Source organism: Blastococcus aurantiacus (genome assembly GCF_900102425.1).
In the GTDB taxonomy this organism is placed as follows: domain Bacteria; phylum Actinomycetota; class Actinomycetes; order Mycobacteriales; family Geodermatophilaceae; genus Blastococcus; species Blastococcus aurantiacus.
In genome coordinates this window covers 165,116-190,982 of record NZ_FNBT01000002.1, presented here as the reverse complement: position 1 = coordinate 190,982, position 25,867 = coordinate 165,116, and the positions used below count along the sequence as shown (strand labels likewise).

Here is a 25,867-nt window from a genome sequence, read left to right as displayed (position 1 = left end):
GCCATGGTCAGCGCCGATCCGCCCCCTGCCGTCCTCGACCCCCGGCAGGTGGCCCGTGCGCACCGCGCCGTCGAGCTCCTGCACTCGCACGTCTACTTCGCGCCCGAGACCGAGCAGCACCTGACGGCGGTAGGGCTGCGGCCCGGTCGGATGTGCTACTTCGCCGGCCGGTCCGCGGCCATGGGTCCGGTGGGTGCCGGCACGGTGACGGCGACCTTCTACAACTTCTCGCCGGCCCTGGTGGCCCGCACCATCCCGGCCGCCTGGGCGCTGGCCACTCCCGAGCAGGTGCTGGCCGCCCGGCTCGACGCCGCCCGCGCCTCCCTCACCCGGCTGCTCGGCGAGGCGGCGTCCTCCGACGAGGTCGCCGAGCTGGGGGAGCTGCTGCGCGAGGCCACGACGGTGCTGACGCCGGAGGGCCGCGCGCTCTACGCCGGGCACGCGGACCTGCCGTGGCCGGAGGAACCGCTGCTGGTCCTGTGGCACGGGGCCACGCTGCTGCGCGAGCACCGCGGCGACGGGCACGTCGCCGCGCTGCTGCACTCCGGTCTCTCGGGCATCGAGGCGCTCGTGACCCACACCGCGATGGGTCGCGGCTTCACCCCGGAGGCGGCCAAGGCCACCCGCGGCTGGAGCGAGCAGGAGTGGGCCGACGCGGTGCAGGCACTGGCCGACCGCGGCCTGGTGGACGACGCCGGCCTCACCGAGGAGGGCGTCGAGCTGCGGGCCCGCCTCGAGGTGCACACCGACGCGCTCTCCGCCGACCCGTGGCTGTTCCTCGGACCCGAGCGCACCGAGCGGGTCGTCGAGATCGCCAAGGACCTCTCGCGGACGCTGGTCGCCAACGGTGCCCTCAGCGCATCGGGCCTGGCCAAGGGCTGATCGGGCCAGCGGTCGCTCCCCGACGCCGCACTCCCTAAGGTCGGCTCAACCCCAGAGCCGGGAGGCGTCATGACCGCAACGGAGCGGACCCCAGTCCAGCGCACCGACGTCGACGCCGCCTTCCGCGGCAGCGCGACCTACCGCAGCCTGGGGGAGCAGACCCTCAGCCCTGCCGAGGAGCGGTTCGAGAAGGGCCGGCGCACCGTCGGGCTCTTCCTGGCGCCGGTCGTGACGATCGTCTTCGCCCTCATCCCGTTCGACCTGCCGCGCGACCAGCACCTGCTCGCGGCGATCCTGCTGGGCGTCATCGTCCTGTGGATCACCGAGCCGGTGCCGATCCCGGTCGGCGGGCTCATCGGCATCGGCGCGATCGTGACCATGGGCGTGGTGCCGGCCGACGACGCGCTGGCGCCGTTCGGCTCGACGACGGTCTTCACCTTCATCGGCGCCTTCATCCTCGCGATGGCGATGCTCAAGCACGGCCTGGCCCGGCGCTTCGCGATGTTCGTGCTGTCCCTGAAATGGGTCGGCACCTCGACCTACCGGGTGGTCATCGCCTTCGGCGCCATCACGGCGCTGCTCTCGGCGTTCGTGTCCAACACCGCCACCGTCGCGATGCTGCTGCCGACGGCGCTCGGCATCATCTCCGTGATCGCCAAGCTGCTGCAGGACAAGGAGCTGGTGAAGCCGGACTTCGACCCCCTGCGCCTGCGGGTCGGCGTCGCGGTGATGCTCATGCTCGCCTACGGGGCCAGCGTCGGCGGCCTGCTCACGCCGGTCGGGACGCCGCCGAACCTGATCGGTCGTGGGTTGATCGAGGAGGCGACGGGGGAGCGGATCGGCTTCCTCGACTGGATGCTGATGGCCCTGCCCATCTGCGCGCTGATGTTCGTCGCGCTGGCTGTCGTCCTGCTGCTGCTGAACAAGCCGGAGATCCGCCGCATCGAAGGGGTCAGCGAGTACGTGCAGGCCGAGCGGGCCGGTCTCGGCAAGTTCTCGCGCGCGGAGAAGAACACGCTGATCGCCTTCACGGTCACCGTGGCGTGCTGGATCTTCCCCGGCGTCATCGCGCTGACCGCCGGCACCGAGTCGGACCTCTACACGACCATCAGCGACCGCATGGACGAAGGCATCATCGCCGTCCTCGGTGCCTCGTTGCTGTTCCTGCTGCCCACGGACTGGAAGTCGCGCGAGTTCACCCTCAACTGGAGCGACGCGGCGAAGATCGACTGGGGCACGATCCTGCTGTTCGGCACCGGCATCATCTTCGGCTCGCTGCTGGCCAGCACCGGCCTGGCCGAGACCATCGGCGAGGCATCGGCCGACAAGCTGGGTCTGACCAGCAGCTTCGCGATCACGATCTTCGCCGTGGTCCTGGCGATCATCATCAGCGAGACGACCAGCAACACCGCCTCGGCCGCCGTCGTCGTCCCGATCATCATCCCGGTGGCCATGGCCGCCGGGGTCAACCCGTTCGTGCCGGCACTGGCCGCGACGTTCGCGGCCTCGTTCGGGTTCATGCTGCCGGTGTCGACGCCGCAGAACGCGATCGCGTACGGCTCGGGCGTCGTGCCCATCACCAAGATGATCCGCAGCGGCTTCTCCTTCGACATCCTCGGGGCGCTGCTGATCGTCATCCTGCTGCCGGTGATGGTGGACCTGGTGCTCGGCTCCGTCGGCTGACCGTCGCCCGGCGTTCACCCGGAAGGGCGACGCGCACGGCCGGGCGCGTGACACCATGGACGACGGCCTCCTGACGGAGGAGGCCGTGGCCGGGAAGGGGGACCAGCGCATGCGCAGCGAACCTCCCAGTACCGCGCCCGAGGTCCTCCCCGCCCGGCGCTGACCGCCCGACGGCGGCGCGCGAGGACCTCTCGGTGTCCCTCGTCGTCCCCGTCCTCCGGGAGTCCGTCATGACCGAGCGTCGTCTCGCGCCGCTGAGCGCCCTCTCCACGCTGACCCGCCGTCCCCGCCCCGAGGTCCGTGCGGTGCCGCCCGCGCCGGCCGGCGCCCCGCCCGCACGCTCCCGCGTGGTCGACAACGCCGTCTACTCCGACGGCCGCCGGGTGGCGACGCCGGACTCGGCTGCCGACAGCCGCGCCGAGCTCGACCTCGGCGAGGAGCGGCTGGCCTGGCTGGGTCTGTACCGGCCGGAGCCGCAAGAGCTGGGCGAGCTCGCCGAGCTGTTCGAGCTGCCCGAGCTCGCGGTCGAGGACGCGATCAAGGCGCACCAGCGGCCGAAGTTCGAGCGGTACGGCAACACCCTGTTCGTGGTCCTCAAGGCGGCCCGGTACCTGGACGCCGCCGAGGAGGTGGAGTTCGGGGAGCTGCACCTGTTCCTCGGCGCGGACTTCGCCATCACCGTCCGGCACAGCGAGTCCCCGGACCTGTCGCGGGTGCGCCGTCGGCTGGAGAGCGAGCCGGCGCTGCTCGCGAAGGGCAGCGAGGCGGTGCTGTACGCGACCCTGGACGCCGTCGTGGACGGCTACCGCCCGGTCGTCGACGGGCTGGCGACCGACATCGACGAGATCGAGACGGAGGTTTTCCGCGGCGACCCGGGGGTCTCCCGGCGCATCTACGAGCTCTCGCAGGAGGTGCTGGAGTTCCAGCGCGCCGCCGCTCCGCTGACCGGCATCATCGCGGCGATCACGTCGGGGTTCGACAAGTACGGCGTCGACGAGGAGCTGCGCAGCTACCTCCGCGACGTCGCCGACCACGTGATGCAGGTGATCGAGCGGGTCGAGGGCTTCCGGCAGCAGCTGCGCGACATCCTCACCGTCAACGCGACCCTGGTGGCGCAGCGGCAGAACGAGGAGATCCGCGAGCTGACCGAGGCGTCGATCGCGCAGGGCGAGGAGGTCAAGAAGATCTCGGCCTGGGCGGCCATCCTCTTCGCGCCCACGCTCGTCGGCACCGTCTACGGCATGAACTTCGACCACATGCCGGAGACGGACTGGTACTACGGCTACCCCTTCGCCGTCGTCCTCATGGGCATCGTCAGCCTGGCGCTGTACCTGGTGTTCAAGCGGCGCGGCTGGATCTGATCCACCCCTTGCGCTCTTCCGCCAGTTGTGGCTAACGTTAGACCACGCTGACGCAAAGGAGAGGGTCATGGGTCGACCGGTGGCGATGTTCGAGATCGTGAGCGCGCAGCCCGCGCGAGCGAAGGAGTTCTACGCGGGCCTGTTCGAGTGGTCGGTGGACGAGGACCCGGACTGGGGCGGCTACGCCCTCGTGGACACCGCCGCCGACGAGCCGACGATCCCCGGTGGGATCGGCCCGTCCATGGAGGACGGCGACACGGGCGTGAAGATCTACGTCCGCGTGGACGACCTGCCGACCTACCTGGAGCGTGCCGAGCGGCTCGGCGGTCGGCGCCTCGTCGAGCCCACCGAGCTGCCCGGCGGCTTCGGCACGTTCGCGGTCCTGGCCGATCCGGACGGCAACCCGGTAGGACTGTGGGCATGACCGCCGCAGCACGCGAGCCGGACACCGATGACGTCTTCCGCGCGCTGGCCGACCCGCGCCGCCGCCAGATCCTGCGCCTGGTCGCGCGGGAGGAGCTGGCCGCCGGGGAGATCGCCGCCGCGTTCGACGTGACCCGGACCGCGGTCAGCCAGCACCTCACCGTGCTGCGGTCGGCCGACCTGCTCACCGAGCGGCGCGACGGGACGCGACGGCTGTACCGCGCCAATCCCGACCGCATCGCCGCCCTCCGCACGGCGCTCGACGAGCTGTGGGCCTCGTCGCTGGACCTGGGGCGCCGGCTGGTGGAGGCCGAGCGGGACGCCGGTGAGGGGAGTACGCGATGAGCAGTGCGGAGGCGGTCCCGGACAACGTCCGGTCGTTGCGGCCACCGATCCGGCAGTCCACGCTGGTGCGCAGCGGCGCGGAGCACACGTTCGCGGTCTTCACCGGACGGCTGGCCGACTGGTGGCCGCTGGTGCCGTTCTCGGTCGGCCGGGAGCGGGTCCGCGAGGTCACCCTGGAGCCGCGCGCCGGCGGGCGGGTCTACGAGACCTGGGACGACGGCACGACGCACGAGTGGGGCCAGATCCTGGAGTGGCAGCCGCCGTCCGGACTGACCATGACCTGGAACGCGACCGGGACGCCGACCTGCGTGGAGCTCCGCTTCACGGCGCTCGCCGCCCGGCTGACCGAGGTGCAGCTGGAGCACCGCGGCTGGGACGCCCTGACCGATCGGGAGCTCGGCGAGGACTGCGCCCTGCCCGGCGGCTACCTCGGCGGCAGCTTCGCCCAGGGGTGGGCCACCATCCTCGGCCGCCTCCAGGACGCGGCCGCCACCACGGAACCTGCCGAGTAGGCGAGGAGTCGACATGTCGGTCACCGATGACGAGATGAACCAGCTGCTGGCGGCCAGCCGCACCTACACGCTCATGGTGCTGCGCGACGGGCCGGCCATGGGATCCGCGGAGACGCCCGGCCTGATCTGGGAGCACGGCCGCCGGAACCTCGGCCTCAAGGGCGAGGGGCGGATGCCGGTGGTCTGCGCCGTGGACGACGACACCGATCTGTGCGGCGTCGCCGTCCTCGACATGGACCTGGACGAGGCGCGCGAGCTGATGGAGGGCGACCCGGGCGTGCGAGCGGGGATCTTCACCTACGAGCTGCACACCACCCGCAGCTTCCCGGGATCCGTCCTCCGCTGACGGGCGACGCCGGCGGCGCGGGGGAACAACCTCCTGGTGCGTGCCGTTAAGCTGTCTGCACAACTACACAGGGGGTGAACGGTCTCGACTTCGGTCGGGTGACCAGGGGAAGCGAGCCGAGGAAGGCAACGATGAGCTCGTTAACCATCCGTTGCAAAAAACACAAGCGCCGATTCCAATCAGCGCGACTTCGCTCTCGCTGCCTGATAGCAGCTAGGCGAGTCTGTCAGCCCGGGTTCGTCATCGACCCGGTTCCTGGCATCAGCTAGATGACTCACTGCGCGCACCGGTCGCGGGTGCGCGTGGGACATCAAACAGTGACTGGGCCCGTCACGTCGACATGTCTGCATGATCGACGGGGCCGAGCAGAGGCAACGCAGACTGCGCTCGGAGAAGCCCTGGTGATGCGTCGAAGGACGCGGGTTCGATTCCCGCCACCTCCACCCCTGAACGACGAACGCCCCGGACCTCACGGTCCGGGGCGTTCGTCGTTCCACGCGGGTGCGTGCCGGGCTCACCGGCGGGCAGCGCCTACCGCGGCTCGGCCGCCATCCCGCGCCAGACGAGGTCCAGCGCGGCAGCGCACCGGGCTCGCGTGGCAGGCTCCAGCGGGTTCTCCCCGCGGACGATCACCTGGTAGTAGAAGACTCCGTTGATCAGGTCGATCGTCGCCTCGATGTCCAGGTCGGCCCGCAGCTCGCCGGCCGCCACCCCCTGCTGCAGCAGCTCGGTCACCGGGAGCCGGCGACGGTTGACGTGCGCGTCCCAGTAGGCGCGCTGCAGCGCACGGTCGGCGAGGGTGAGCTGGAGACGCCGGCGGAAGCGGGCGTCGGTGTAGCTCTCCGCCACGCGCGCCGGTCCGTCGAGGTAGAGCCCGAAGAGGCGTTCGCGCAGGTCGCCGTCGCCGGGAACGCGCAGGACCTCGCGCCCCTGGTCGAGGGCGGCCGCCAGCAGCGCGGTCAGCGACGGCCACCGCCGGTAGATCGCGGCCCGGCTGGCACCGCTCCCCGCGACCACCCGGCCGAGGGTGACCGGCGCGCCGGCGTCCACCAGCGCGAGGGTCGCCGCCAGCACCCGTTCCTCGATGTCCTCGTCCCGCGGCCGGCCCGGACGCCGGTCCACGGGCGAGCGCACCAGCGTCGGAGAAGGCTCCGTCATGCAGGCTCCACCAGCCGGTCCCGCAGCCGAGCGGCGAGCGCGGCGTCGCACCCGCCGGCGGCGAGCAGCGCCGCGACCGACCCGTGCGCGGTGCGCGTGGTCTCGAGCATGCTCGCCATCGTCGCCGGCGAGGCGCCCATCAACGCTGCCGGCAGCTCCTTCCACTCCTCGGCCGCCCCCGGCGCCTGGTGGCCGGCGAACCGGGCCATGATCGCCTCGATCACGGCGGCCGTGCGGGCGTAGTCGGCGACGATCGAGGGCTCGTCCGCCCCGAGCACGGTGAGCAGGGCGGCGGCGAAGATGCCCGTCCGGTCCTTGCCGGCGGCGCAGTGGAACAGGCTGCCGCCGGGGTTGTCCGCGATGGCGCGCAGTCCCCGGACGATCTCCGCCGAGCGTTCCTCGAGCAGCTGGGCGTACCAGGCGCCCATCGTCCGTTCGGGGTGGTCGCTCCCGGAGAACAGCTGCACCAGAGCGGTGGGGTCGGAGACGTCGGCGGTGAGCGGCAGGTGGAGGTAGTCCACCGGGTGGCCGCTCAGCACGCCCCGCCCCGTGCGGGTCGCCTCGCCGGGCGACCGCAGGTCGATGACGAGGGACACCCCCGACTGGACGAGCGCGAGGGCGCCGGGTTCGTCGACCAGGGCGACGTCGTCGCTGCGGAACACGAGTCCGGGGCGGACCCGGCCGCCCCGGACCGGGATGCCGCCGAGGTCGCGGAGGTTGGCGAGGGGGAAGGTCTGGATCATGGTCATGGCAGAGGTCCTCTACGGGTGGAGGTCCGGCACTGTGGCCGGTCAGGTGAGGCGCTTGCGGATCAGGGCGCTGCACTGGTCGATGACCGTCACCACGACGATGATGCTGAGCACGATCGCGCCCAGGTGGCCGTAGTCGTACATGCGCATGGCGGTGGTCAGCTCGAGACCGATGCCGCCGGCGCCGACGAGGCCGAGGATCGTGGCGCCGCGGACGTTGCCCTCGAAGAGCAGCAGCGTGTACGAGACCAGCAGCGGGGCCGCCTGTGGGAGCACGGCGAACTGGACGACCTGCCGGGGCGAGGCGCCCACCGAGCGCATGGCGGTGACCGGGCCCTGGTCGACGGACTCCATGGCCTCGGCGTAGACCTTGCCGATGGAGCCGATCGAGCCCAGCGTCATGGCGAGGATGCCGGCGAACGGCCCGAGACCCACGGCCGAGACGAACATCAGCGCGAACACGAGCTCAGGGACCGACCGGATGACATTCATGGTCCACCGCGCCGGGTAGTAGACCCACGGCGGCGCGATGGTCGCCGAGGCGGCGAACGCCATCAGCAGCGACAGCACCGAGCCCAGCAGGGTCCCGATGATCGCCATCTGCAGCGTCTCCACCAGCAGGCGGACGATCGTGCCGAACTCGGAGAAGTCCGGCGGCCAGAGCCGCGACAGGTAGTCGACGATGTTCACCGCACCCGAGCCGAGTGCGAAAGGGTCGAACTCGGCGCCCGCGGAGGACCACCAGAGGACGCCCAGCAGGATCGGCAGGCTCGCCAGCGTCCGCGTCCGCGGCCACACGATCGACCGCTCGAGGCGGGCCCGCTCGAGCGGGTCGAGCTGCGGCTTCCGCGCCTGCGGGGCCGCGGTCCGGGTCTCAGAGGTCGTCGACATCGGGGTCCTCCTCGTCGGCGTAGAGCTCGTGCAGCGTGGCCGAGCCGAGCTCTCCGGCGCGGCCGGAGAGGAGCGCCCGGCCGTCGCGCAGGCCGACGATGCGATCGCTGTGGACCAGCGCGAGGTCGACCACGTGCAGGCTGACCAGCACCGGGATGCCGTCGCTGACGGCGATGTCGCGCAGCAGGGCCAGCACCGAGTCGGCCAGCCGCGGGTCCAGCGAGGCGACCGGCTCGTCGGCCAGGATGACCCGTGGCTGCTGCATCAGCGCCCGGGCGATGGCGACGCGCTGCTGCTGGCCGCCGCTCAGGGAGCGGGCCGGCTCGTTGGCCTTGTGCGCGATGCCCACCCGGTCGAGCAGCTCCAGGGCCCGCCGCCGTTCGTGCGCGGGGAAGTGCCCCAGGGCGGAGGCGGGCCCGGTGCGGTGCAGGCACCCGGCGAGCACGTTGGTGAGCACCGAGAGCCGTGGGATCAGGTTGAACTGCTGGAAGATCTGGCCGACGCCGGCCCGGACCGTGCGCAGTTCGCGCGGCCGGGCCCCGCGGAGCTCGTGCCCGTCCACGACTGCCGAGCCTCCCGTGATCGGAGCGAACCCGGTGAGGCTCTTCATCAGGCTCGACTTGCCCGATCCGGACGCGCCGAGGAGTGCGACCACCTCCCCACCGAACAGGTCGAGGTCGACCCCGGTGAGCACGGTGTCCTCCCCGTAGGCGACGGACAGATCCCGCACGGTGACCACGGCCGGGCCCGGTACGGGCCGCGGGGCGGCGGCCCCGAGGTCGCGCTGCGCCGGAGCGCCGAGCAGGGTCACTTCAGGTCCGAGATGTCCGCGCCGGCGAGCCGCGCGACGTCGACGATGGGGCTGAAGATGTCGTTGTCCGGAGCGATCATCGCCGCGCCCTCCATGCCCTGCATGAGGACGCCGAGACGGCCGGCGTTCTTGGCCGAGAACACCTCGGGGATCGCCTTCTCCAGCAGCTCGCGCGTCTCGGTGTCGAGCTCCTGGCTGCCCAGCACGCTCATCGAGACGGCCATCCCGTCGCTCTCCCCGACGGTGCGGAAGTCACCCTCGGCGAAGATGCCCCACTCGATGGACAGCGGCGGGAGCATCGTGGACGTGCAGGCGGCTGCGACGTCGCCGTTCTTGAGGGCGAGCATCGCGCCGTCGTGACCTCCGGCGAACACGATCTCGTAGTCCTCGTCCTTGGTGAGGCCGGCGGCGTCGAGCATCTGGACGGGCATGAAGTAGCCGCTGCTGGAGGCCTGGTCGGCCATCGCGAGCTTCTGACCCTCGAAGTCCGCCACGTCCCGGTAGGGGGAGTCGGCGAGCACCATGCAGGTGGACACCGGCTCGCCGTTGCCCGGCCAGGCGACCAGCGCGTCGACTTCGCCGGTGTTGACCGCGAGCGCGGACGGGAAGCCGCTCATGATGCCGATGTCGACGTGGTCGGTGCGGATCGCCTCGACGACGCTGAGGTAGTCGGGCACGTCGATGACCTCGACCGTCCGGCCGGTCTCCTCCTCGAGCAGCTCGGTGAAGGCCTCGACGGGGTTCTCGACGGTCGGGTCGTCGCTGAGCGGTGTCGTCGCGAAGGTGATCGTGCTGTCGGACTCGTCCGGCTCGTCGGCCGACGAGGAGGAGCAGCCGGCCGCGGTGGTGGCGGCGAGGGCGAGGCCCATCGCGAGGGCCGCGGGGCGACGGAGGGTGGGGCGCATCGGTACGCACGCTTTCTGCCGTGGTGGGGGACGACAGCAGTGAAGGGCAGCCCGGTGGCCGGGAATTACGAGATCGCCGAACCCGTAATCAAAGGCCGGGTGAACAGTGGGGACGCCGTTCCGGCAGCCGAGTGGCCGGAGTCCTGCCATCCTCTTTCCATCGGCGCGACGCCGAGCGGTGCTCGTGTGCGCAGCTCGGCCGATCACGACCAGGAGGTCCGATGAGCACGACGGCGGGCGGATCGACGCAGCAGGAGTCGGAGGAGCAGGGACGTCGCGGCGCGTTCAGCTCCAGACGGGTGTTCATCCTGGCGGCGATCGGGTCCGCCGTCGGTCTCGGCAACATCTGGCGGTTCCCGTACGTCGCCTACGAGAACGGCGGCGGTGCCTTCGTGGTGCCGTACCTGGTCGCGCTGCTGACCGCGGGCATCCCGTTCCTGCTGCTGGACTACGCGATCGGGCACCGCCACCGCGGCTCTGCGCCGCTCTCCTTCGCCCGGCTCCGCCGTGGCACCGAGGGCCTCGGCTGGTGGCAGGTGGGCATCTGCTTCCTCATCGCCATCTACTACGCGGCGGTCATCGCCTGGGCCCTGCGCTACACCTTCTTCTCCCTCGACGAGGCCTGGGGCGACGACCCCGAGGGCTTCTTCTTCGGGGAGTTCCTCCAGGCCGGCGACATCCGGGTGACCGCCGACGTGGTGCCCGGGGTGCTCGTGCCGCTCCTGATCGTCTGGCTGGCAGTTCTCGCGATCATGGCGCTCGGCGTCCAGCGCGGGATCGGGGCCACCTCGCTGATCTTCATCCCCGTGCTGGTGCTCGCCTTCACCGCTCTCGTGGTGCGGGCGCTGTTCCTGCCTGGCGCCGGCGAGGGCCTCGACGCGCTGTTCACGCCCGACTGGTCGGCGCTCGGATCGGCCTCGGTATGGGCGGCCGCATTCGGGCAGATCTTCTTCTCGCTGTCGATCGGCTTCGGGATCATGATCACGTACGCCTCGTACGTGGGCCGTCGCGAGGACATGATCGGCTCCGGCCTCGTCGTGGGGTTCTCGAACTCGGGCTTCGAGCTGCTGGCCGGGATCGGGGTGTTCGCCGCCCTGGGTTTCATGGCCCAGGCGGGCGGCGTCGGGGTCAGCGAGGTCGCCAGTGACGGGATCGGGCTGGCGTTCGTGGCCTTCCCCGCGATCATCAGCGAGGCCCCGGCCGGAGCCCTGATCGGCGTGCTGTTCTTCGGTTCGCTCGTCATCGCCGGCATCACCTCGCTGGTCAGCGTGATTGAGGTCGTGATCTCCGCCGTCCGCGACAAGCTGGACACCGGCCGCCTCACCGCGACTCTGGGGGTCGTGGTGCCCGCCGCCGTGCTCAGCCTGGTGCTCTTCAGCACGACCAGCGGCATCTACGTGCTCGACGTCGTCGACCACTTCGTGAACCAGTACGGCATCCTCGTCGTGGCGCTGATCAGCATGCTCGTCGTGGCCTGGGTGCTGCGGGCACTGACCGGCCTCGGGGACCACCTGAACGTCCACGGTCGTCCCAGGATCGGTGCCGGGTGGCGCATCCTGACGAGCCTCGTCGCCCCGGCGGGCCTGGCCGTCGTCCTCTTCTTCGCCCTGCGGGACGACCTCCGGGCGCCCTACGAGGACTATCCCGACTGGCTGCTGCTCGTGTTCGGGTGGCTGCTGGTCGTGGCCCTTCCGCTGGTCGGCTTCCTCCTGGCGCGCCTGCCGTGGCGTGCCGGCACCCACCTGGACGGGGCACCACCCGGCTCCGATCCGGCAGCCCCGTTGCACGCGACCGAGGGAGGATCCCGATGAGCACGTCCGCGATCGTGATGATGGTGGTGTCGATGCTCGTGATCTGGGGTGGCCTCGCGCTGGCCGTCGTCAGCCTGCTCCGGCACGGCGCCGTCGAGGACCGCGTCGGGGAACCGGGGCACCGGGACCTCTGACCGCGGCGGGAATGGCGTGGGTCACGCCTGACTTGCCCCGGGCATGACGACTCTCGGACTCATCGGCAGCGGCCACATCGGCGGAGGGATCGCCCGGCTCGCGGTCTCCGCCGGCTACGACGTGGTGCTCAGCAACAGCCGCGGCCCCGACACACTTGCCGACCTCGTGGCGGAGCTCGGACCGAAGGCGCGAGCGGCGACGCCGGCCGAGGCGGGAGAGGCCGGCGACCTCGTCGTCGTCTCCGTGCCGCTCAAGGCCTACCGCGAGGTCCCGGTGGAACCCCTGCGCGGCAAGGTCGTCATCGACACCAACAACTACTACCCGCAGCGCGACGGCCAGATCCCGGAGCTCGACGACGAGTCGACGACGGTCAGCGAGCTGCTGCAGGCCCACCTTCCCGGGTCGCACGTCGTGAAGTGCTTCAACAACGTGCCAGCGGCCGGGATGGTCAGCCTGGCCAAGCCCGCCGGTGACCCCGACCGGTCCGTGCTCGCCATCGCCGGGGACGACGCCGACGCCAAGGCGACGGTGACCGCGTTCCTCGACGCGATCGGCTACGACGCCTACGACGTCGGCTCCCTGGCCGAGGGCTGGCGCTACCAGCGCGACACCAAGGCGTACGCCGTCTTCTCGCAGCCCGGGCGTCCGGTCAAGGAGGACTGGCTGCGCAAGGGCCTGGAGGCAGCGGTCCGCTACCGCGACATGTGAGCAGTGGGCCGGTGGCGGTCACCAGGAGCCCCTCCGCCGCCGCCGGCTCCTCCGCCGACTCCAGCGGTGCATAGGGTGCGCCGCGCACGCACGTCGAGAACCGGAGAGGACGCCGACCCCATGGCCAGCCTGCAGATGCGAGTGATCTCGGGCGTCCTGCGCCTCACCCGGAAGCCCCGGACGGCCACGGTGGAGCGCGCACGCACGCGCATCGCGGCACCCAAGGGGTCGAACGAGCCTCCAGCCGCCCTGCGCTCGCGGCACGACGTGCGCACCCGCCTGGTGCACGGCTTCCCGTGCACCACCGTCGCCCCGCGGGACGGCGGTACCGGGCGGGCGGTGGTCTACCTGCACGGCGGCTCCTACACCGGTGAGATCGCCAAGCAGCACTGGGCGCTGATCTCGAAGCTGGCCGACGCCGGCGTGCGGGTGGAGGTGCCGCTCTACGGGCTCGCGCCGCAGCACACCTACCGCGAGGCCTATCCCTTCGTCACCCAGGTCTACCGCGACCTGCTCGCCGAGGTCGACGCGTCGGCGGTCACCGTCGCCGGGGACTCCGCCGGCGGGGGACTGGCGCTGGGGTTCGCCCAGACGCTGACTCCCGAGGGCCTGCCCCAGCCGCGGCGGCTGGTGCTTCTCTCGCCGTGGCTGGACCTGACGCTCAGCCACCCCGACCTGCCCGCGCTGGAGCCCCGCGACCCCTGGCTGAACATCGACGGCACCGTGGAGGCGGGCAAGACCTGGGCCGGCGGTGACGACCCCACCCAGCCGAAGCTCAGCCCGATCAACGGGCAGCTCGCCGGGCTCGCGCCCATGGACGTCACCGTGGGCACGCGCGAGCTCTGCCTGCCCGACGTCCTGCTGCTGCAGGAGCGCGCCGCGGCTGCGGGCGCCGAGCTGCGCGTCACCGTCTGCCCCGGTGCGGTGCACGTCTACCCGCTCGTGCCGGCTCCGGAGGGCCGTGCGGAGGCGCGGCGGATCGTCGAGGAGATCGCGCGCGGCTGACGTCCGGGCCGGATCCGGCTCCGTGCTCACGCCGTCGTGAAGTCGACCTCGGCGGCGCTCGTCACGGCTCCGGTGCGACCGGGCGCAGCGGTGTAGGCCCAGTAGGTGTTGGTGTAGGCGATCGCCTCCGCCGGCCCGATGGGCATGCCGAACCTGCGCATGTCCTCGGTGGTGTGCCCGTCGGAGACCAGCGTGGTGTCGTAGCCGCGCACCAGCGCGCCGTGCAGCGTGGAGCGGATGCACGCGTCGGTCTGCGCGCCGGTGACCACGAGCCGCCCCACGCCGTGCTCGGCCAGCCGCTCCTCGAGGTCGGTCGCCTCGAAGGAGTCGCCGTAGTTCTTGTGCACGACCGCCTCGCCGTTCCCCGGCGCCAGCTCCGGGACGATCTGCCACCCGGGCGTGCCCTCGGGAAGACCCTCGTCGGAGTGCTGCACCCACACCACCGGCACCCCGTGGGCGCGGGCCCGGTCGACGAGGCCGCCGATGGTCGCGACCACGCGATCGCGGTCGAAGGCCTCGCCGACGACGCCGTTCTGGACGTCGATGACGAGCAGAGCCGTGCGCGGGCGGTTCTCCAGGGCGGTCACGGGATGCCTCTCCGGGTGCCGGGATGTCGTGCGGTCACCGTAGGACCGGCCACCGACGGTTCCGGCGTCCGTCGGGCTGCCGGGTCAGGCCGCCGCGGCGACCACCGGCCGCGGCAGGTGCTGCGCCCAGGGTGCGGCCACCTCCAGCTGGCGGGCCAGGCGCAGGAGCAGCTCCTCGCTGCGCAACCGGCCGACGAACTGGACCCCGAGCGGCAGGCCGTCGGGCGTCCGGTACAGCGGCAGGCTGATCGCCGGTCGCCCCGTCACGTTGGCCAGCTGCGTGTAGGGAACCCAGCCGAGGTTGGCCTCGACCAGCTGCTCGACGATGCCCATCCGCCGCAGCACCCCGGTGGTCCGGGTGCGCAGCAGCACCTCGCTGATCCGCTGCAGGTGCGCGGGGGTGTCGAGGGAGCCGACCCGGATCGGCGGCTCACCGAGGGTCGGGGTCAGGAGCAGGTCGTACCTGGAGTGGAAGTCGGCGAGCGCGGAGATGTAGAGCCGCCGTCGCTCGTCGGCCGCCTGCAGCTCGACGGCGCTGTACGACCGGCCCAGTGCGGCCATGATCCGGGTGTCGACCTCGAACCCGTCGTCCCCGGCGCCGGTCTCTCGCCTGATCCGGGCGACCTCGTTGGCCTGGTGGACGAACCAGATGGTGAGGAAGTCACGGCCCAGCTGCCGGTCGTCGTGCGGCGGGGCCACCTCCTCCACCTCGTGCCCGAGTTCGGTGAGCAGCGCGGCCGCGTGCTCGACGGCGCGCACGGCTTCGGGGTGCGGCTGGTCGCGCAGCGCGCAGTCGGTCGTGAAGCCGATCCGCAGCCGGCCCGGCGCCTCGTCCAGCCGGTCCAGCAGCGGCCGCTCCGGCAGGGCCGGTGCGAACGGGCTCATGGCGTCGGGCCCGGCCAGCACGTCCAGCATCGCGGCGGTGTCGCGCACCGACCGGGAGACCACACCGCTCGTCGCCAGCCCGTTGAGCGGCTCGCTCTCGTCCGGGCCGAACGGCACCAGCCCGCGGCCGGCCTTGAGCCCGACCAGCCCGGTGCAGGCCGCGGGGATGCGGATGGACCCGCCACCGTCGCTGGCCGCGGCGACCGGCACGATGCCGGCGGCGACCGCGGCGGCCGAACCGCCGGAGGAGCCACCGGGGGTCCGCTCCAGATCCCAGGGGTTGCGCGTCGGGCCGAACAGGGTCGGCTCGGTGATCCCCTTCGACCCGAACTCCGGCGTGCTGGTCTTGCCGAAGACGACGACCCCGGCGTCCAGCCAGCGCTGCACCACCGTGCTGGTCCGCTCCGCCTTCCGCCCGGCCAGGGCGCGGCAGCCGTCGGACGTGGGCTGGCCGGCCAGGTGCTGGTGCAGGTCCTTGAGCAGGAACGGCACACCGGCGAAGGGACCGGACAGCGGCTGGGCGGCGCGCTCGTCGGCGTGGTCGTCCAGCCAGGTGCAGATGGCGTTGATCGCCGGCTCCACCTCGCGGGCCCGTGTCCGGGCGGCGGCGAGCAGCTCCGCGGCCGTCACCTCTCCGCGGGCCACGAGCTCGCCCAGGGCGAGGCCGTCGTGCTGCAGGTAGTCGTGCTGGTCCACCGGAGGTCTCCTCGTCGTCGCCGCGTGCCGTCGGTCATCATGGCCGCGTGATCACGATCGGGGGAGTCCCCGGAACCGGGGCCCCCCGGGTCTCGTTGCGCTGATCATGACCTCGGAGGACGTCAAGCGGCCGGTCACGGTCGCCCGGGACGGTGCGTGGGCCGAGTGGGCGCCCAGCGGCCGCACCGCCGTCCCCCTCATCGTCCTGCTGGTGCTGATCGCCAACGCCATCGGTGTCGGCACCGTCGTCTCGCTCCTCGTCGGTGTCGACGACGGCAGCGGCCGCACCGGCCGGACCGAGGTGCTGTGGACCGCCGCCGCCTACCTCGTCGTCGCCTTCCCGGTCGGGACGGTGGCCGGGCTGCGCCGGCAGCGGTCCACGAACCGCTGGCTGATGGATCACCGCGAGCCGACCGGCGCGGAGGCCCGCCAGGCCCTCCGCCTGCCGCTGGACACCGCGCTCACCGCGGCCTGGATCTGGTTCGTCGGGGCGGTGCTCACCGCCACCGTGTCCGCGTTCGTCTTCCCCGATCCGCTGGTCGGACTGCGGGTGGGCGTCGCGGTCACGCTGGGCGGCGTCGTGACCGCCGGTGTCACCTACCTGCTCACCGCCCGCGCCGCGCGCGCCGTGACCGCCCGGGCCCTGGCGGCCCACCCGCCGGTCGGCGCGCTGATCCTCGGCGTGCGGCCCCGGCTCCTGCTCACCTGGGCGCTGACCAGCGGGGTGCCGCTGCTCGGCGTCGTGCTGCTCTTCCTCGACCCGAGCAACCCCGACGGGCCGGGGGAGGGAGCCGTGGTCTTCCTCGTCGTCGTCGCCCTGCTCGTCGGCGGGCTGGCCACGTTGCTGACCGCCCGCGCGGTCGGTCAGCCGCTGCGCGACCTGCGCCGCGCGGTTCAGCAGGTCGGGAGGGGCGACTACGACGTCGACGTGCTGGTGGACGACGCCGGCGAGATCGGGCTGCTGCAGGAGGGTGTCAACACCATGGTCGCCGGCCTCGCCGAGCGGGAGCGGCTGCGCGACCTGTTCGGCCGGCACGTCGGGACGACGGTGGCCCAGCAGGCGCTGCGCACCGGGGTGAGCCTCGGCGGGGAGCAGCGCACCGTCGCCGCCCTGTTCGTCGACATCGCCGGGTCCACCTCGCTGGTCCGCCGCACCGGACCCGAGCAGATGGTGGGCCTGCTCAACCGGTTCTTCGCCGTCGTCGTCGACACCGTGGAGGACGAGGGCGGGCTGGTGAACAAGTTCGAGGGCGACGCCGCGCTGTGCGTCTTCGGCGCCCCCACCGACCACCCGGATCCGGCCGGTGCTGCGCTGCGGGCGGCCCGCCGCATCTGCGACGCCGTCGCCGACGCCGGTGAGGTCGACGTCGGGGTGGGTGTGGCGTGCGGGCCGGTGTGGGCCGGTCAGGTCGGTGCGGCCAGCCGGCTGGAGTACACGGTGATCGGCGACCCGGTGAACGAGGCGGCGCGGCTCACCGAGCTCGCCAAGGACCACCCCGGCCGTGCGGTGGCCGGCGAGGCCACCGTGCAAGCGGCCGCGCCCGGCGAGCGCCACCACTGGCGTCCCGACCGGACCGTCACCCTGCGCGGCCGCGACGAGGAGACGCAGACCTTCGTCCGGGCCTAGATCGGCGAGGGCTGGGTCGGCGGTCGGTTGGGCTTGTTGGGCTCGTGCGCCTTCACCACGACGAGCACGTCCTCGGGCTGGAGAGTTCCGATCAGCGGGTCGTCGAAGCGGAGCGTGCGGCCGCCGCGGGTCACCGACAGGACGATGTCGCGCAGGTCGCGGGGACCCAGGCCCACCTCGCTGGCGGTCGCCGTGCGCTGGTGCAGGTCCAGCCCCTGGCCGCCGGTGACCAGGTCCTCGACCACGGCCACCACCCGGGGCGAGTCGGTGGACAGGCCGAGCAGCCGCCCGGACGTCGCCGAGGTGGTGATGACGGTGTCGGCGCCGGACTGGCGGAGGAGGTTGGCGTTCTCCTCCTCCCGGACGCTGGTCGTGATCGGCACGCTGTGGTTGAGCTGCCGCACGGTCAGGGTGATGAGGACGGCGGCGTCGTCCCGGTTGGCCGCGACGATGACCGCCCGGGCGCGCTCGACGGAGGCCCGGCGGAGCACCTCGGTGCGGCCGGCGTCGCCGATGATGCCGGTCAGGCCGAGGGAGTTGGCCTCGTCGATGGCCCGGGGCTCGGGGTCGACGACCACGATCTTGTCGGCCGGCGTGCCGTTGGCGATGAGCGAGCGGATGGCGCTGCGCCCCTTGGTGCCGTAGCCGCAGACGATGACGTGCTGACGCACGCGGGACCTCCAGCGTCGGATGCGGAACTCCTCCCGCGAGCGCGCGGTGAGCGCCTCGAGGGTCGTCCCGATGAGGACGATCAGGAACATGATCCGCAGGGGCGTGATCAGCAGGATGTTGATGAGCCGTGCCTCGGGCGTGACCGGGGTGATGTCCCCGTAGCCCGTCGTGGAGAGGGTGACCGTGGCGTAGTAGGCCGCGTCCAGCAGGGAGAGCGGGCCGCCCTTGCTGTCCTCGTAGCCATCCCGGTCGAGGTAGACGACCAGGACGACGACGACCAGCACGATCGCGGCGATCCACACCCGGCGGAGCACCTGCCGGACCGGTGAGACCTCCTCGTGCGCGATCCGGACACCGGTGTGCTCGGTCTCGGTGCCCTCCCACGCGCTGTCCACGCCGCGGACAGTAGTGAGGCGGAGCCTCCCGCGCGCGCCACCGCCCCGATCGGGTCACAGGTCCGATCGGGGCGGTGGCGGGTGGTTCAGGCCGGGGTCCGGGCGGACGGCGTCAGCCGCCGACCTTCTCGCGCTCCAGGGCGGCGAGCTCGCGCTTGAGCACCTTGCCCGCGGCGGAGACCGGGATGGCGTCGATGAACACGACGTCGCGCAGCCGCTTGTAGTGCGTCACCTTGTCGTTCACGGCCTCCAGCACCGACTCGCGGGTGAGTGCCGCGCCGGCGTCGTCACCCTTGCGGACGACGTAGGCGACCGGCAGCTCGCCGGCCTCCTCGTCGGGGCGCCCGACGACCGCGGCGCCCGCGACGCCGGGCGTGCCGAACAGGATCTCCTCGAGCTCGCGCGGGAAGACGTTGTAGCCCTTGTAGAGCAGCATGTCCTTCGTGCGGTCGACGATCGACAGGTAGCCGTCCTCGTCGAGGATTCCGACGTCCCCGGTGTGGAACCAGCCGTCGGCGTCGATCGACTCGGCGGTGGCCTCTGGCCGGTGCGCGTACCCGCGCATCACCTGCGGGCCGCGGATGCAGACCTCGCCCCGCTCGCCCTGGGGCACCTCCGCGCCGTCCTCGAGCGACCGGATGCTGATCTCGGTGTCGAAGACCGGGACGCCGACCGTGCCGGGCTTGCGGGTGCCGGACCGGAAGGTGGGGTTGCCCGTGGCCATCATGGTGACCTCGGTGAGCCCGTAGCCCTCGCCGATCGTGGCGTTGGGCAGCAGCGCCTGGAGTCGCTGGATGAGCGGTACCGGGAGGGGAGCGGCGCCGCTGGACACCCCGCGCACGTTCGGCCACTCGCCCTCGACGAACGACGGCACCTGCAGCAGCGCCACGAAGATGGGCGGCGCGCCCCCGATGGAGGTCACGTCGTAGCGGGCCATGTCCTCGACGTACTTCGCCGGGTCGAAGCGCGGGTGGATGACGACGGTCGTCCCGCTCATGACCATGCCGTTGAGGAAGCCGACGGCGCCCATCGCGTGGAACCAGGGCGTCAGGTTGATGAGCCGGGCGGTGCCCATCCGGACCGGGTACTCGTCGGTGCCGGCGACCTGGCGGGCGGTGACGTCACCGTGCTCGTCGAGCTCCGGCACCGCGCCGTTGCTCCAGCACACCGACTGCAGCGCGTTGGTGATCACGTTGCTGTGCGGGAGCTCCACGCCCTTGCTCACCCCGGTCGTGCCGCCGGTGTAGGCGAGGTGGGCCAGGTCGGCGTCCACGTCGACGGCGGCGTCGAGGTGCCGGTCGGTGGGGTCGCCGCCCAGCAGGTCGGCGGCGTCGACGTCGCCCTCGGCCACGTCCAGGCGGGCGCCGAAGTCGAGGGAGTGCGCCTCGCCGGTGACGATCACGGTCCGCACGGGCGAGGCGGCCAGGGCGGGGCGCACCAACGGCAGCACCAGGTCCCAGGTGATGAGGGCGGTGGCGCCGGCGTCGGTGAGCTGGGCGGCGAGGTCGGCGGCCGGCAGCAGCGGGTTGGTGGGGGAGAAGGTCGCCCCCGACAGCATGATCCCGAAGTACAGCGCCGGGTACTGGCGGCAGTTCGGGATGTGCAGGGCGACGACGTCGCCGCGCCCGATGCCGTGGTCGCCCAGCCAGCCGGCGACGGCGTGCGCGCGGGCGCCCAGCTCGGTGTAGGGCAGCGGGAGGTCGTGCTGGACGAACGCGTCCCGGTCGCCCCACCGGCGGACGGCCGCCCGGAGGATCGAGCCGACCGGCACGTTCGGGTACTCCAGCGACCGCGGCAGGCCGGGGGGCCAGCTCCTCGTCGAGGTGTCCGGTGCCGGCTGCGTGGCGGTCATGCCCGTCCTTTCGTCGCGGAGTCCGTCCGTCGGATCATCCCCGCCAGGGTGGCCCACGCCACAACCGGTGTCGAGGGTCTGTGACCATGGGGGCATGAGCGACCAGCGCACGGCCCTCGTCCTCGGTGGGGGCGGAATCACCGGGATCGCCTGGGAGATCGGTGTGCTGGCCGGCCTCGCCGACGCGGGGGTGGATCTGGCCTCCGCCGACCTGGTCGTGGGCACGTCGGCGGGCTCCGTCGTCGGCGCGCAGGTGACCGCCGGGGCGGACCTCGAAGCCATGTTCGCCCGGCAGCTGGAGCCGCCCGCGCAGGAGAAGGTGGCGCGGATGTCGCGCTCGAACCTGGCGCGCTACGGCTGGGCGATGCTGGTCAGCCGCGGCCGGGACGAGGACTTCCGCCGCCGGGTCGGATCGGTCGCGCTCGCCGCCGAGAAGGCCGGGCTGACGCCGACCGAGCAGGAGCGCCTGGACGTGATCGGCTCCCGGCTGGTCGGCCGTGAGTGGCCCGACCGGCAGCTCGTCATCACCGCCGTGGACGCGGAGACCGGCGAGTTCCGCGCCTTCGACCGCGCCTCCGGGGTTCCCCTGCTGCAGGCGGTGGCCGCCAGCTGCGCCGTCCCCGGCGTCTACCCGCCGGTCACGATCGGCGACCGGCGCTACATCGACGGCGGGATGCGCTCGACGGCCAACGCCGACCTCGCCCAGGGCTACGACCGGCTGGTCGTCCTCGCTCCGATCCCGCGCGGCGTCGGGCCGATCGCCAGCGTCGACGCGCAGGTGACCGGCATGGTGTCGGCGCGCGTCGCCGTCGTCACCCCGGACCAGGGCGCGCGCACGGCGATCGGCAAGAACGTGCTCGACCCCGCGGCCCGGGCGCCCTCGGCGCGGGCAGGCCGCGCGCAGGCGGCCGAGGTCGTCGAGCGGGTCGCCGACGCCTGGACCGGCTGACCGCTATACGACGGGTTCGGCCACCAGGGAGCCGGCGGAGTGCTCCTGGCGCAGAGCCGTCTTGAGCACCTTGCCGCTGGGATTGCGGGGCAGCGCGGCGACGACGGAGTACTCCCGCGGGTTCTTGTAGCGGGCCAGCTTCTCCCGGCACCACGCCGCGAGCTCCTCCGGCGTCGGTGGGTCGTCCGCGTCGCGCGGGGCGACCACCGCCAGCGGGGCCTCCCCGTACCTCGTGTCCGGAACCCCGATCAGCGCGACCTCGCCGACCTTGGGGTGCGCGGCCAGCACGTCCTCCACCTCGGCGCAGTAGATGTTCTCGCCGCCCGAGATGATCATGTCCTTCTTGCGGTCGACGACGTAGAAGTAGCCGTCCTCGTCCTGCCGCACGAGGTCCCCGGAGTGGAACCAGCCGCCCGCGAACGCCTCAGCCGTCGCCTCCGGCTTGTTCCAGTACTCCTTCATGACCATCGGGCTGCGGTAGACGATCTCGCCGACCTCGCCCTGCGGCACGTCGTCCATGGCGTCGTCGACCACCCGGACCTCGACGTTGAGGATCGGCGTGCCGACCGAGCCGATCTTGCGCAGCGAGTCCTCGCCGCGCAGCAGGCAGGTGACCGGGCTGCACTCGGTCTGCCCGAACGCGGTGACGACCTCGGCGTGGGGGAAGGCGTCGATCAGCGAGCGCAGCAGGGTCGTCGACGCGGGTGCCGCACCCCAGGAGACGCGGCGCAGGTGCGAGAGGTCGCGCTCCGCGATGCCCGGGACGGCGAGGACGGCGGCCCACATCGCCGGGACCAGGAAGATGCTCGAGACCTGCTCGCGCTCCATCATGTCCAGCGTCTCGACGGGGTCGAAGGCCCCGGACCGGATGATCACGTGGGTGCCGCCCAGCAGCAGCGGCGGCATGCCCCCGGCCAGGCCGGCGATGTGGAACAGCGGCGCGCCGGGGACCCCGACCCGGTCGTCGGGATCCATGCCGAGGGTGGTGATCTGGCTGAAGGCGTGCATGAGCAGGTTGCGGTGGGTCAGCACGGCGCCCTTGGGTCGGCCGGTGGTCCCCGAGGTGTACATCAGGAACGCGGGCTCGTCTTCGTCGACGGTCACGTCGAGGGGCTCGGCGCCCGCTGCGGCCAGGGCCTCCTCGTAGTCCTGCCCGATCGTCAGCGTCGTGGTCACCGACGGGGCCAGCTCCCGCGCCTTCGCGGCGACCTCGGCGAGCGCGGTGTCGACGACGAGCGCGACAGCGCCCGAGTCGGTGAGCACGTAGGCGACCTCGTCGGCCACGAGCCGGAAGTTGACCGGGACGACGATCGCGCCCAGCCGCACGCCGGCGAGGTAGGCCTCCCAGGTCTCCATCCCGTTGAGCGCCAGGACCGCGATCCGGTCGCCGGTGCCGACGCCCCGCTGCTGCAGGGCGCGGGCCAGCCGGGTCACCCGCTCGTCGAGCTCGCCGTAGCTGCGGCCGGTGCCCTCGAACCGGAGCGCGGTCGCGTCCGGGGCCTTCCGGGCGTGCCGGGCGAGCTGGTCGCCCATGGTCATGCCCCGGCCCTGCAGGACGGGGATCTCGACACTCACGGGCACTCCTCGACGGGCCGGCCGGATGTGATCTGCGTCATGCTGGCCGTGCCCGCCCGGGGGGTCAAGCGTGGCCGTCGAGGCCGAGCAGCCGGGCCGCCAGCCGCTTCCACAGCGGGAGGTGCGGATCGGTGGCGGGCGGCCGGGGCTCGAAGGCGTACACCAGCGCCACCCCGCGCATGCTGGTGAACAGCAGCTCGGTGAGGTCGGCGTAGACCGGCGAGGCGGCGAACTCCGGGCCCCAGATGCCGTCGCCGACCGCGGCCATCGCCGCGCGCAGCCGCCCCTCGCCACCCCGGAGCGCGGCGCGCAGGGCGGGGTCGGTGCGGGCGGCGGTCCACAGCTCGGTGGCCGCCCAGAACGGCGGCTCCTGGAACGTCGCCCACATCAGGTCGATGGCGCGGTCGACCCGCTCGCGCCCGGTGGGGCCGTCGGCCATGAGGGCCACCGACCGCCGCCGTACCTCCTCGAGCTGCGTCGTCACCAGGTGGTCGCAGGCCGCCACCAGGAGTTCCGCCCGGGACGGGAAGTGGTGCAGCAGCCGCCCGCGGGAGATGCCGGCCCGCGCCTGGACGGCGAGCGTGGAGGCACCGGCGTAGCCCTCCTCGACGAGGCAGTCGACGGCGGCGTCGAGGATCAGCAGCCGGCTGTCGGCGGTGCGCGCCGAGCGTGACCGAGGTGCCCGCGCGGTCTCCAGCGGCACGGGATCGGACGTCACCGGGCGAGCCTAGGGCCGCAGCCGCGCGAGGAACAGTCACCGTTGACTGCCCGAGGTGGCGGCTGGCACGGTGCGGCATGGAACTGACCGAGCTCCGCTACGACGTCACCGACCGGATCGCCACGATCCGGCTGCACCGTCCCGAGCGGCTGAACGCCTTCACCCCCACGATGGCCGACGAGCTCGTCCGGGTGGCGGCCGCGGCCGATGCGGACGACGAGGTGCGCGTCGTCGTCGTCACCGGGTCGGGCCGCGGGTTCTGCGCCGGCGCCGACCTCGGCGGCGGTGCGGACACCTTCGCCGACCGGCTGACGCGGCACCGCCCGCCGGAGCTGCGCGAGGACATCGCCGGCTACCCCCGGGACGCCGGGGGAGTGGTGAGCCTGGCGTTCGCCGCGCTGCGCAAGCCGGTCATCGCCGCGGTCAACGGCCCCGCGGTGGGGGTCGGGGCGACGATGACCCTGCCCATGGACGTCCGGATCGCCGCCGAGTCGGCGCGCTTCGGCTTCGTGTTCGGCCGGGTCGGCATCGTGCCGGAGGCCGCCTCGTCGTGGTTCCTGCCCCGGGTGGTCGGGATCAGCCAGGCGATGGAGTGGGTCGCCACGGGACGGGTCTTCGACGCCGCAGAGGCGCTGCGCGGCGGCCTGGTCTCCCGGGTGGTGCCCGACGACCAGTTGCTGCCGACCGCCCACGCCCTGGCCCGCGAGATCGTCGCGAACACCAGCGGCATCGCGGTGGGCGCCGCCCGTCAGCTCCTGTGGTCGATGCTCGGTGCCCCGTCGCCCTGGGACGCGCACCGCGCGGAGTCCCGGGCGGTGGTCGAGCTCGGTGCGGGGCCCGACAGCGCCGAGGGCGTGGCCGCGTTCCTGGAGAAGCGGCCGCCGCGGTTCACCACGGGACTCGGTGACGGGGCGATCGCCGGGGTGCCCCGGTGGCCCGCCCCGCCGCCGGACGTCGAGTCCCGGGACTGAGTCCTCGGCCTCGGCCCCGCCTCAGGGAAGCGTGCGGACCGTGGCGGGGTCGAGGTGGCCCAGGAGCGTCTCGCCGAGGTCGCGCATGTTCTCGACCTGGTCGGGGGTGAGCTGGTCGAACAGGTGCGTGCGCACGCTCTCCACGTGCACCGGGGCGGCGCCGTCGAGTGCGGCGAACCCCTCCTCGGTGAGGACGGCGAGCTGCCCGCGGCCGTCCTCGGGGCAGACCTGCCGGCGCACCCAGCCCCGCTCCTCGAGCCGGGAGACGGCGTGGGAGAGGCGGCTGCGCGAGGACAGGCAGCGGTCGGCCAGCTCGCTCATCCGCATCATCCGCTCGGGCGCCTCCGAGAGGGCGACGAGGATCTCGTAGTAGGCGTGCGAGATGCCCGTGGCATGGGTCAGCTCGCGGTCGAGGCGGTCCATCAGGAGCTGGGCGCTGAACAGCCACGCCCGCCAGGCGCGCTGCTCCTCGGCATCCAGCCAGCGCGGTGCCGTGAGGTCGGGGGCACCGGCGGGGGCGTGCGACACGTGCGCGGTCATGTGCAGATAGTACTGGCGGAATAGTCAAGCTCTCAACTACGCTACGGTCCGCGAAGGTCAAACTTTCAACAACCTGGAGACACCATGACCAGCACCGTCCAGATCCCCGGATACGTCGTCGGCACCTGGGACATCGACGCCAGCCACTCGACCGTCGGCTTCTCCGTCCGCCACATGATGGTCAGCAAGGTGCGCGGCTACTTCCGTGAGTTCTCCGGCGAGCTCGTCACCGCCGCCGACCCGTCGCAGTCCTCGGTCACCGCCACGATCGACATGGACTCCATCGACACCCGTCAGGAGCAGCGTGACGCCCACATCAAGTCCGCCGACTTCTTCGACGTGGGCAACCACACCGTGATGACCTTCCGCTCCACCGGCGTGCGCGCCGAGGGCGAGGACTGGCACGTCGACGGCGAGCTGACCCTCAAGGGCATCACCAAGCCCGTCACCCTGGAGCTCGAGCTCAACGGCTTCGGCCCGGACGCCTACGGCGGCACGCGCGCCGGCTTCAGCGCCAAGACCGTCATCTCCCGCTCCGAGTTCGGCGTCGACATCGCCATGCCGATGGACGGCGGCGGCGTCGTCGTCGGCGACAAGATCAACGTCGAGCTCGAGATCGAGGCCGTGCTCCGCACCGCCTGATCGAGCAGCACGCCCCGAGAGGCCCCGGACGGA

27 protein-coding genes and 1 other RNA gene are annotated in these 25,867 nt (G+C 72.6%); 16 read left to right on the top strand and 12 right to left on the bottom strand.

Going from position 1 to position 25,867, the window contains the following annotated elements:
* Nucleotides 1–3: 3 nt before the first annotated feature.
* The 8 genes from BLS70_RS04425 (at nt 4) to ssrA (ending at nt 5,998) form a co-directional block, all read left to right on the top strand.
* A complete protein-coding gene (locus BLS70_RS04425) occupies nt 4–882 on the top strand; it encodes an SCO6745 family protein (protein WP_091764445.1) in 879 nt (292 codons plus the stop codon).
* 69 nt (nt 883–951) lie between these two features.
* Nucleotides 952–2,565 carry an SLC13 family permease gene (locus tag BLS70_RS04420; protein WP_091764444.1) on the top strand — a complete coding sequence of 538 codons (1,614 nt, stop codon included), beginning with the start codon at nt 952–954 and terminating at the stop codon, nt 2,563–2,565.
* Between the two features lie 230 nt (nt 2,566–2,795).
* Complete coding sequence (gene corA / locus BLS70_RS04415; protein ID WP_091764834.1) at nt 2,796–3,926, top strand: magnesium/cobalt transporter CorA; 1,131 nt, start codon at nt 2,796–2,798, stop codon at nt 3,924–3,926.
* Between the two features lie 67 nt (nt 3,927–3,993).
* A complete protein-coding gene (locus tag BLS70_RS04410; RefSeq protein ID WP_091764443.1) occupies nt 3,994–4,350 on the top strand; it encodes a VOC family protein in 357 nt (118 codons plus the stop codon).
* Nucleotides 4,347–4,694, top strand: coding sequence for an ArsR/SmtB family transcription factor (locus BLS70_RS04405; RefSeq protein WP_091764833.1), 348 nt, complete (start codon nt 4,347–4,349; stop codon nt 4,692–4,694). Before BLS70_RS04410 ends, BLS70_RS04405 begins: the two co-directional genes overlap by 4 nt.
* A complete protein-coding gene (locus BLS70_RS04400) occupies nt 4,691–5,206 on the top strand; it encodes an SRPBCC domain-containing protein (protein ID WP_091764442.1) in 516 nt (171 codons plus the stop codon). The genes BLS70_RS04405 and BLS70_RS04400 overlap by 4 nt, the downstream gene beginning before the upstream one ends.
* 13 nt (nt 5,207–5,219) lie before the next feature.
* Nucleotides 5,220–5,552 (top strand): YciI family protein, encoded by a 333-nt coding sequence (locus BLS70_RS04395; protein ID WP_091764441.1) that lies wholly within the window; start codon nt 5,220–5,222, stop codon nt 5,550–5,552.
* Nucleotides 5,553–5,622: 70 nt separating this feature from the next.
* Nucleotides 5,623–5,998, top strand: a transfer-messenger RNA (tmRNA) gene (gene ssrA, locus BLS70_RS04390).
* An 85-nt stretch (nt 5,999–6,083) separates the two neighbouring features.
* On the opposite strand, the gene BLS70_RS04385 is transcribed toward ssrA, so the two are convergent.
* Genes BLS70_RS04385 through phnD form a run of 5 tightly spaced genes read right to left on the bottom strand, consistent with a single transcriptional unit; the run spans nt 6,084 to nt 10,066 of the window.
* Nucleotides 6,084–6,710, bottom strand: a complete 627-nt coding sequence (locus tag BLS70_RS04385) for a TetR-like C-terminal domain-containing protein (RefSeq protein ID WP_091764440.1) — start codon at nt 6,708–6,710, stop codon at nt 6,084–6,086.
* Nucleotides 6,707–7,459, bottom strand: coding sequence for a tyrosine-protein phosphatase (locus BLS70_RS04380; protein WP_091764439.1), 753 nt, complete (start codon nt 7,457–7,459; stop codon nt 6,707–6,709). Before BLS70_RS04380 ends, BLS70_RS04385 begins: the two co-directional genes overlap by 4 nt.
* 42 nt (nt 7,460–7,501) lie before the next feature.
* Nucleotides 7,502–8,350 carry a phosphonate ABC transporter, permease protein PhnE gene (gene phnE / locus BLS70_RS04375; protein ID WP_091764438.1) on the bottom strand — a complete coding sequence of 283 codons (849 nt, stop codon included), beginning with the start codon at nt 8,348–8,350 and terminating at the stop codon, nt 7,502–7,504.
* Nucleotides 8,334–9,161, bottom strand: coding sequence for a phosphonate ABC transporter ATP-binding protein (locus BLS70_RS04370; RefSeq protein ID WP_218122276.1), 828 nt, complete (start codon nt 9,159–9,161; stop codon nt 8,334–8,336). The genes phnE and BLS70_RS04370 overlap by 17 nt, the downstream gene beginning before the upstream one ends.
* Nucleotides 9,158–10,066 carry a phosphate/phosphite/phosphonate ABC transporter substrate-binding protein gene (phnD, locus tag BLS70_RS04365; protein ID WP_091764437.1) on the bottom strand — a complete coding sequence of 303 codons (909 nt, stop codon included), beginning with the start codon at nt 10,064–10,066 and terminating at the stop codon, nt 9,158–9,160. Before phnD ends, BLS70_RS04370 begins: the two co-directional genes overlap by 4 nt.
* Before the next feature lie 221 nt (nt 10,067–10,287).
* Here phnD and BLS70_RS04360 point away from each other — a divergent pair, with 221 nt between their 5' ends.
* The 4 genes from BLS70_RS04360 to BLS70_RS04345 all read left to right on the top strand — a co-directional run bounded on the left by BLS70_RS04360 (nt 10,288) and on the right by BLS70_RS04345 (nt 13,725).
* Complete coding sequence (locus BLS70_RS04360) at nt 10,288–11,877, top strand: sodium-dependent transporter (RefSeq protein WP_091764436.1); 1,590 nt, start codon at nt 10,288–10,290, stop codon at nt 11,875–11,877.
* On the top strand, nt 11,874–12,011 hold the full coding sequence (locus BLS70_RS04355; RefSeq protein WP_091764435.1) for a methionine/alanine import family NSS transporter small subunit: 138 nt from the start codon (nt 11,874–11,876) through the stop codon (nt 12,009–12,011). Before BLS70_RS04360 ends, BLS70_RS04355 begins: the two co-directional genes overlap by 4 nt.
* Before the next feature lie 43 nt (nt 12,012–12,054).
* The gene (locus BLS70_RS04350) at nt 12,055–12,720 is read left to right on the top strand and encodes an NADPH-dependent F420 reductase (RefSeq protein ID WP_091764434.1); all 666 of its coding nucleotides are present in this window, start codon (nt 12,055–12,057) and stop codon (nt 12,718–12,720) included.
* A 120-nt stretch (nt 12,721–12,840) separates the two neighbouring features.
* On the top strand, nt 12,841–13,725 hold the full coding sequence (locus BLS70_RS04345) for an alpha/beta hydrolase fold domain-containing protein (protein ID WP_091764433.1): 885 nt from the start codon (nt 12,841–12,843) through the stop codon (nt 13,723–13,725).
* A 26-nt stretch (nt 13,726–13,751) separates the two neighbouring features.
* Here the strand turns inward: BLS70_RS04345 and BLS70_RS04340 are convergent, their stop codons facing one another.
* Nucleotides 13,752–14,312 carry a cysteine hydrolase family protein gene (locus BLS70_RS04340; protein WP_091764432.1) on the bottom strand — a complete coding sequence of 187 codons (561 nt, stop codon included), beginning with the start codon at nt 14,310–14,312 and terminating at the stop codon, nt 13,752–13,754.
* Nucleotides 14,313–14,396: 84 nt separating this feature from the next.
* Nucleotides 14,397–15,893, bottom strand: a complete 1,497-nt coding sequence (locus BLS70_RS04335) for an amidase (protein WP_091764431.1) — start codon at nt 15,891–15,893, stop codon at nt 14,397–14,399.
* 106 nt (nt 15,894–15,999) lie between these two features.
* Between BLS70_RS04335 and BLS70_RS04330 the strand changes: the two genes are divergently transcribed.
* Nucleotides 16,000–17,520: an adenylate/guanylate cyclase domain-containing protein gene (locus BLS70_RS04330; RefSeq protein ID WP_091764430.1), complete on the top strand. Its 1,521-nt coding sequence runs from the start codon at nt 16,000–16,002 to the stop codon at nt 17,518–17,520.
* On the opposite strand, the gene BLS70_RS04325 is transcribed toward BLS70_RS04330, so the two are convergent.
* Together BLS70_RS04325 and BLS70_RS04320 are read right to left on the bottom strand one after the other, a co-directional pair.
* A complete protein-coding gene (locus BLS70_RS04325; protein WP_176946286.1) occupies nt 17,517–18,587 on the bottom strand; it encodes a potassium channel family protein in 1,071 nt (356 codons plus the stop codon). The two genes, BLS70_RS04330 and BLS70_RS04325, sit on opposite strands and share 4 nt — an antisense overlap.
* Nucleotides 18,588–18,699: 112 nt before the next feature.
* Nucleotides 18,700–20,439, bottom strand: a complete 1,740-nt coding sequence (locus tag BLS70_RS04320) for a class I adenylate-forming enzyme family protein (RefSeq protein WP_091764429.1) — start codon at nt 20,437–20,439, stop codon at nt 18,700–18,702.
* Between the two features lie 94 nt (nt 20,440–20,533).
* Here BLS70_RS04320 and BLS70_RS04315 point away from each other — a divergent pair, with 94 nt between their 5' ends.
* Nucleotides 20,534–21,388 carry a patatin-like phospholipase family protein gene (locus BLS70_RS04315; protein WP_091764428.1) on the top strand — a complete coding sequence of 285 codons (855 nt, stop codon included), beginning with the start codon at nt 20,534–20,536 and terminating at the stop codon, nt 21,386–21,388.
* A 3-nt stretch (nt 21,389–21,391) separates the two neighbouring features.
* On the opposite strand, the gene BLS70_RS04310 is transcribed toward BLS70_RS04315, so the two are convergent.
* Entirely contained in the window at nt 21,392–22,963 is a 1,572-nt protein-coding gene (locus tag BLS70_RS04310; protein ID WP_218122275.1) for a long-chain-fatty-acid--CoA ligase, read from the bottom strand.
* Between the two features lie 64 nt (nt 22,964–23,027).
* Nucleotides 23,028–23,681, bottom strand: coding sequence for a TetR/AcrR family transcriptional regulator (locus BLS70_RS04305; RefSeq protein WP_218122274.1), 654 nt, complete (start codon nt 23,679–23,681; stop codon nt 23,028–23,030).
* A gap of 77 nt (nt 23,682–23,758) precedes the next feature.
* On the opposite strand from BLS70_RS04305, the gene BLS70_RS04300 reads away from it, so the two are divergent.
* Nucleotides 23,759–24,652, top strand: a complete 894-nt coding sequence (locus BLS70_RS04300) for an enoyl-CoA hydratase-related protein (RefSeq protein WP_091764426.1) — start codon at nt 23,759–23,761, stop codon at nt 24,650–24,652.
* 21 nt (nt 24,653–24,673) lie between these two features.
* Here BLS70_RS04300 and BLS70_RS04295 read toward each other — a convergent pair whose 3' ends face one another.
* Nucleotides 24,674–25,192 carry a MarR family winged helix-turn-helix transcriptional regulator gene (locus BLS70_RS04295; protein WP_091764425.1) on the bottom strand — a complete coding sequence of 173 codons (519 nt, stop codon included), beginning with the start codon at nt 25,190–25,192 and terminating at the stop codon, nt 24,674–24,676.
* 84 nt (nt 25,193–25,276) lie between these two features.
* On the opposite strand from BLS70_RS04295, the gene BLS70_RS04290 reads away from it, so the two are divergent.
* The gene (locus tag BLS70_RS04290; protein WP_091764424.1) at nt 25,277–25,834 is read left to right on the top strand and encodes a YceI family protein; all 558 of its coding nucleotides are present in this window, start codon (nt 25,277–25,279) and stop codon (nt 25,832–25,834) included.
* Nucleotides 25,835–25,867: the final 33 nt, after the last annotated feature.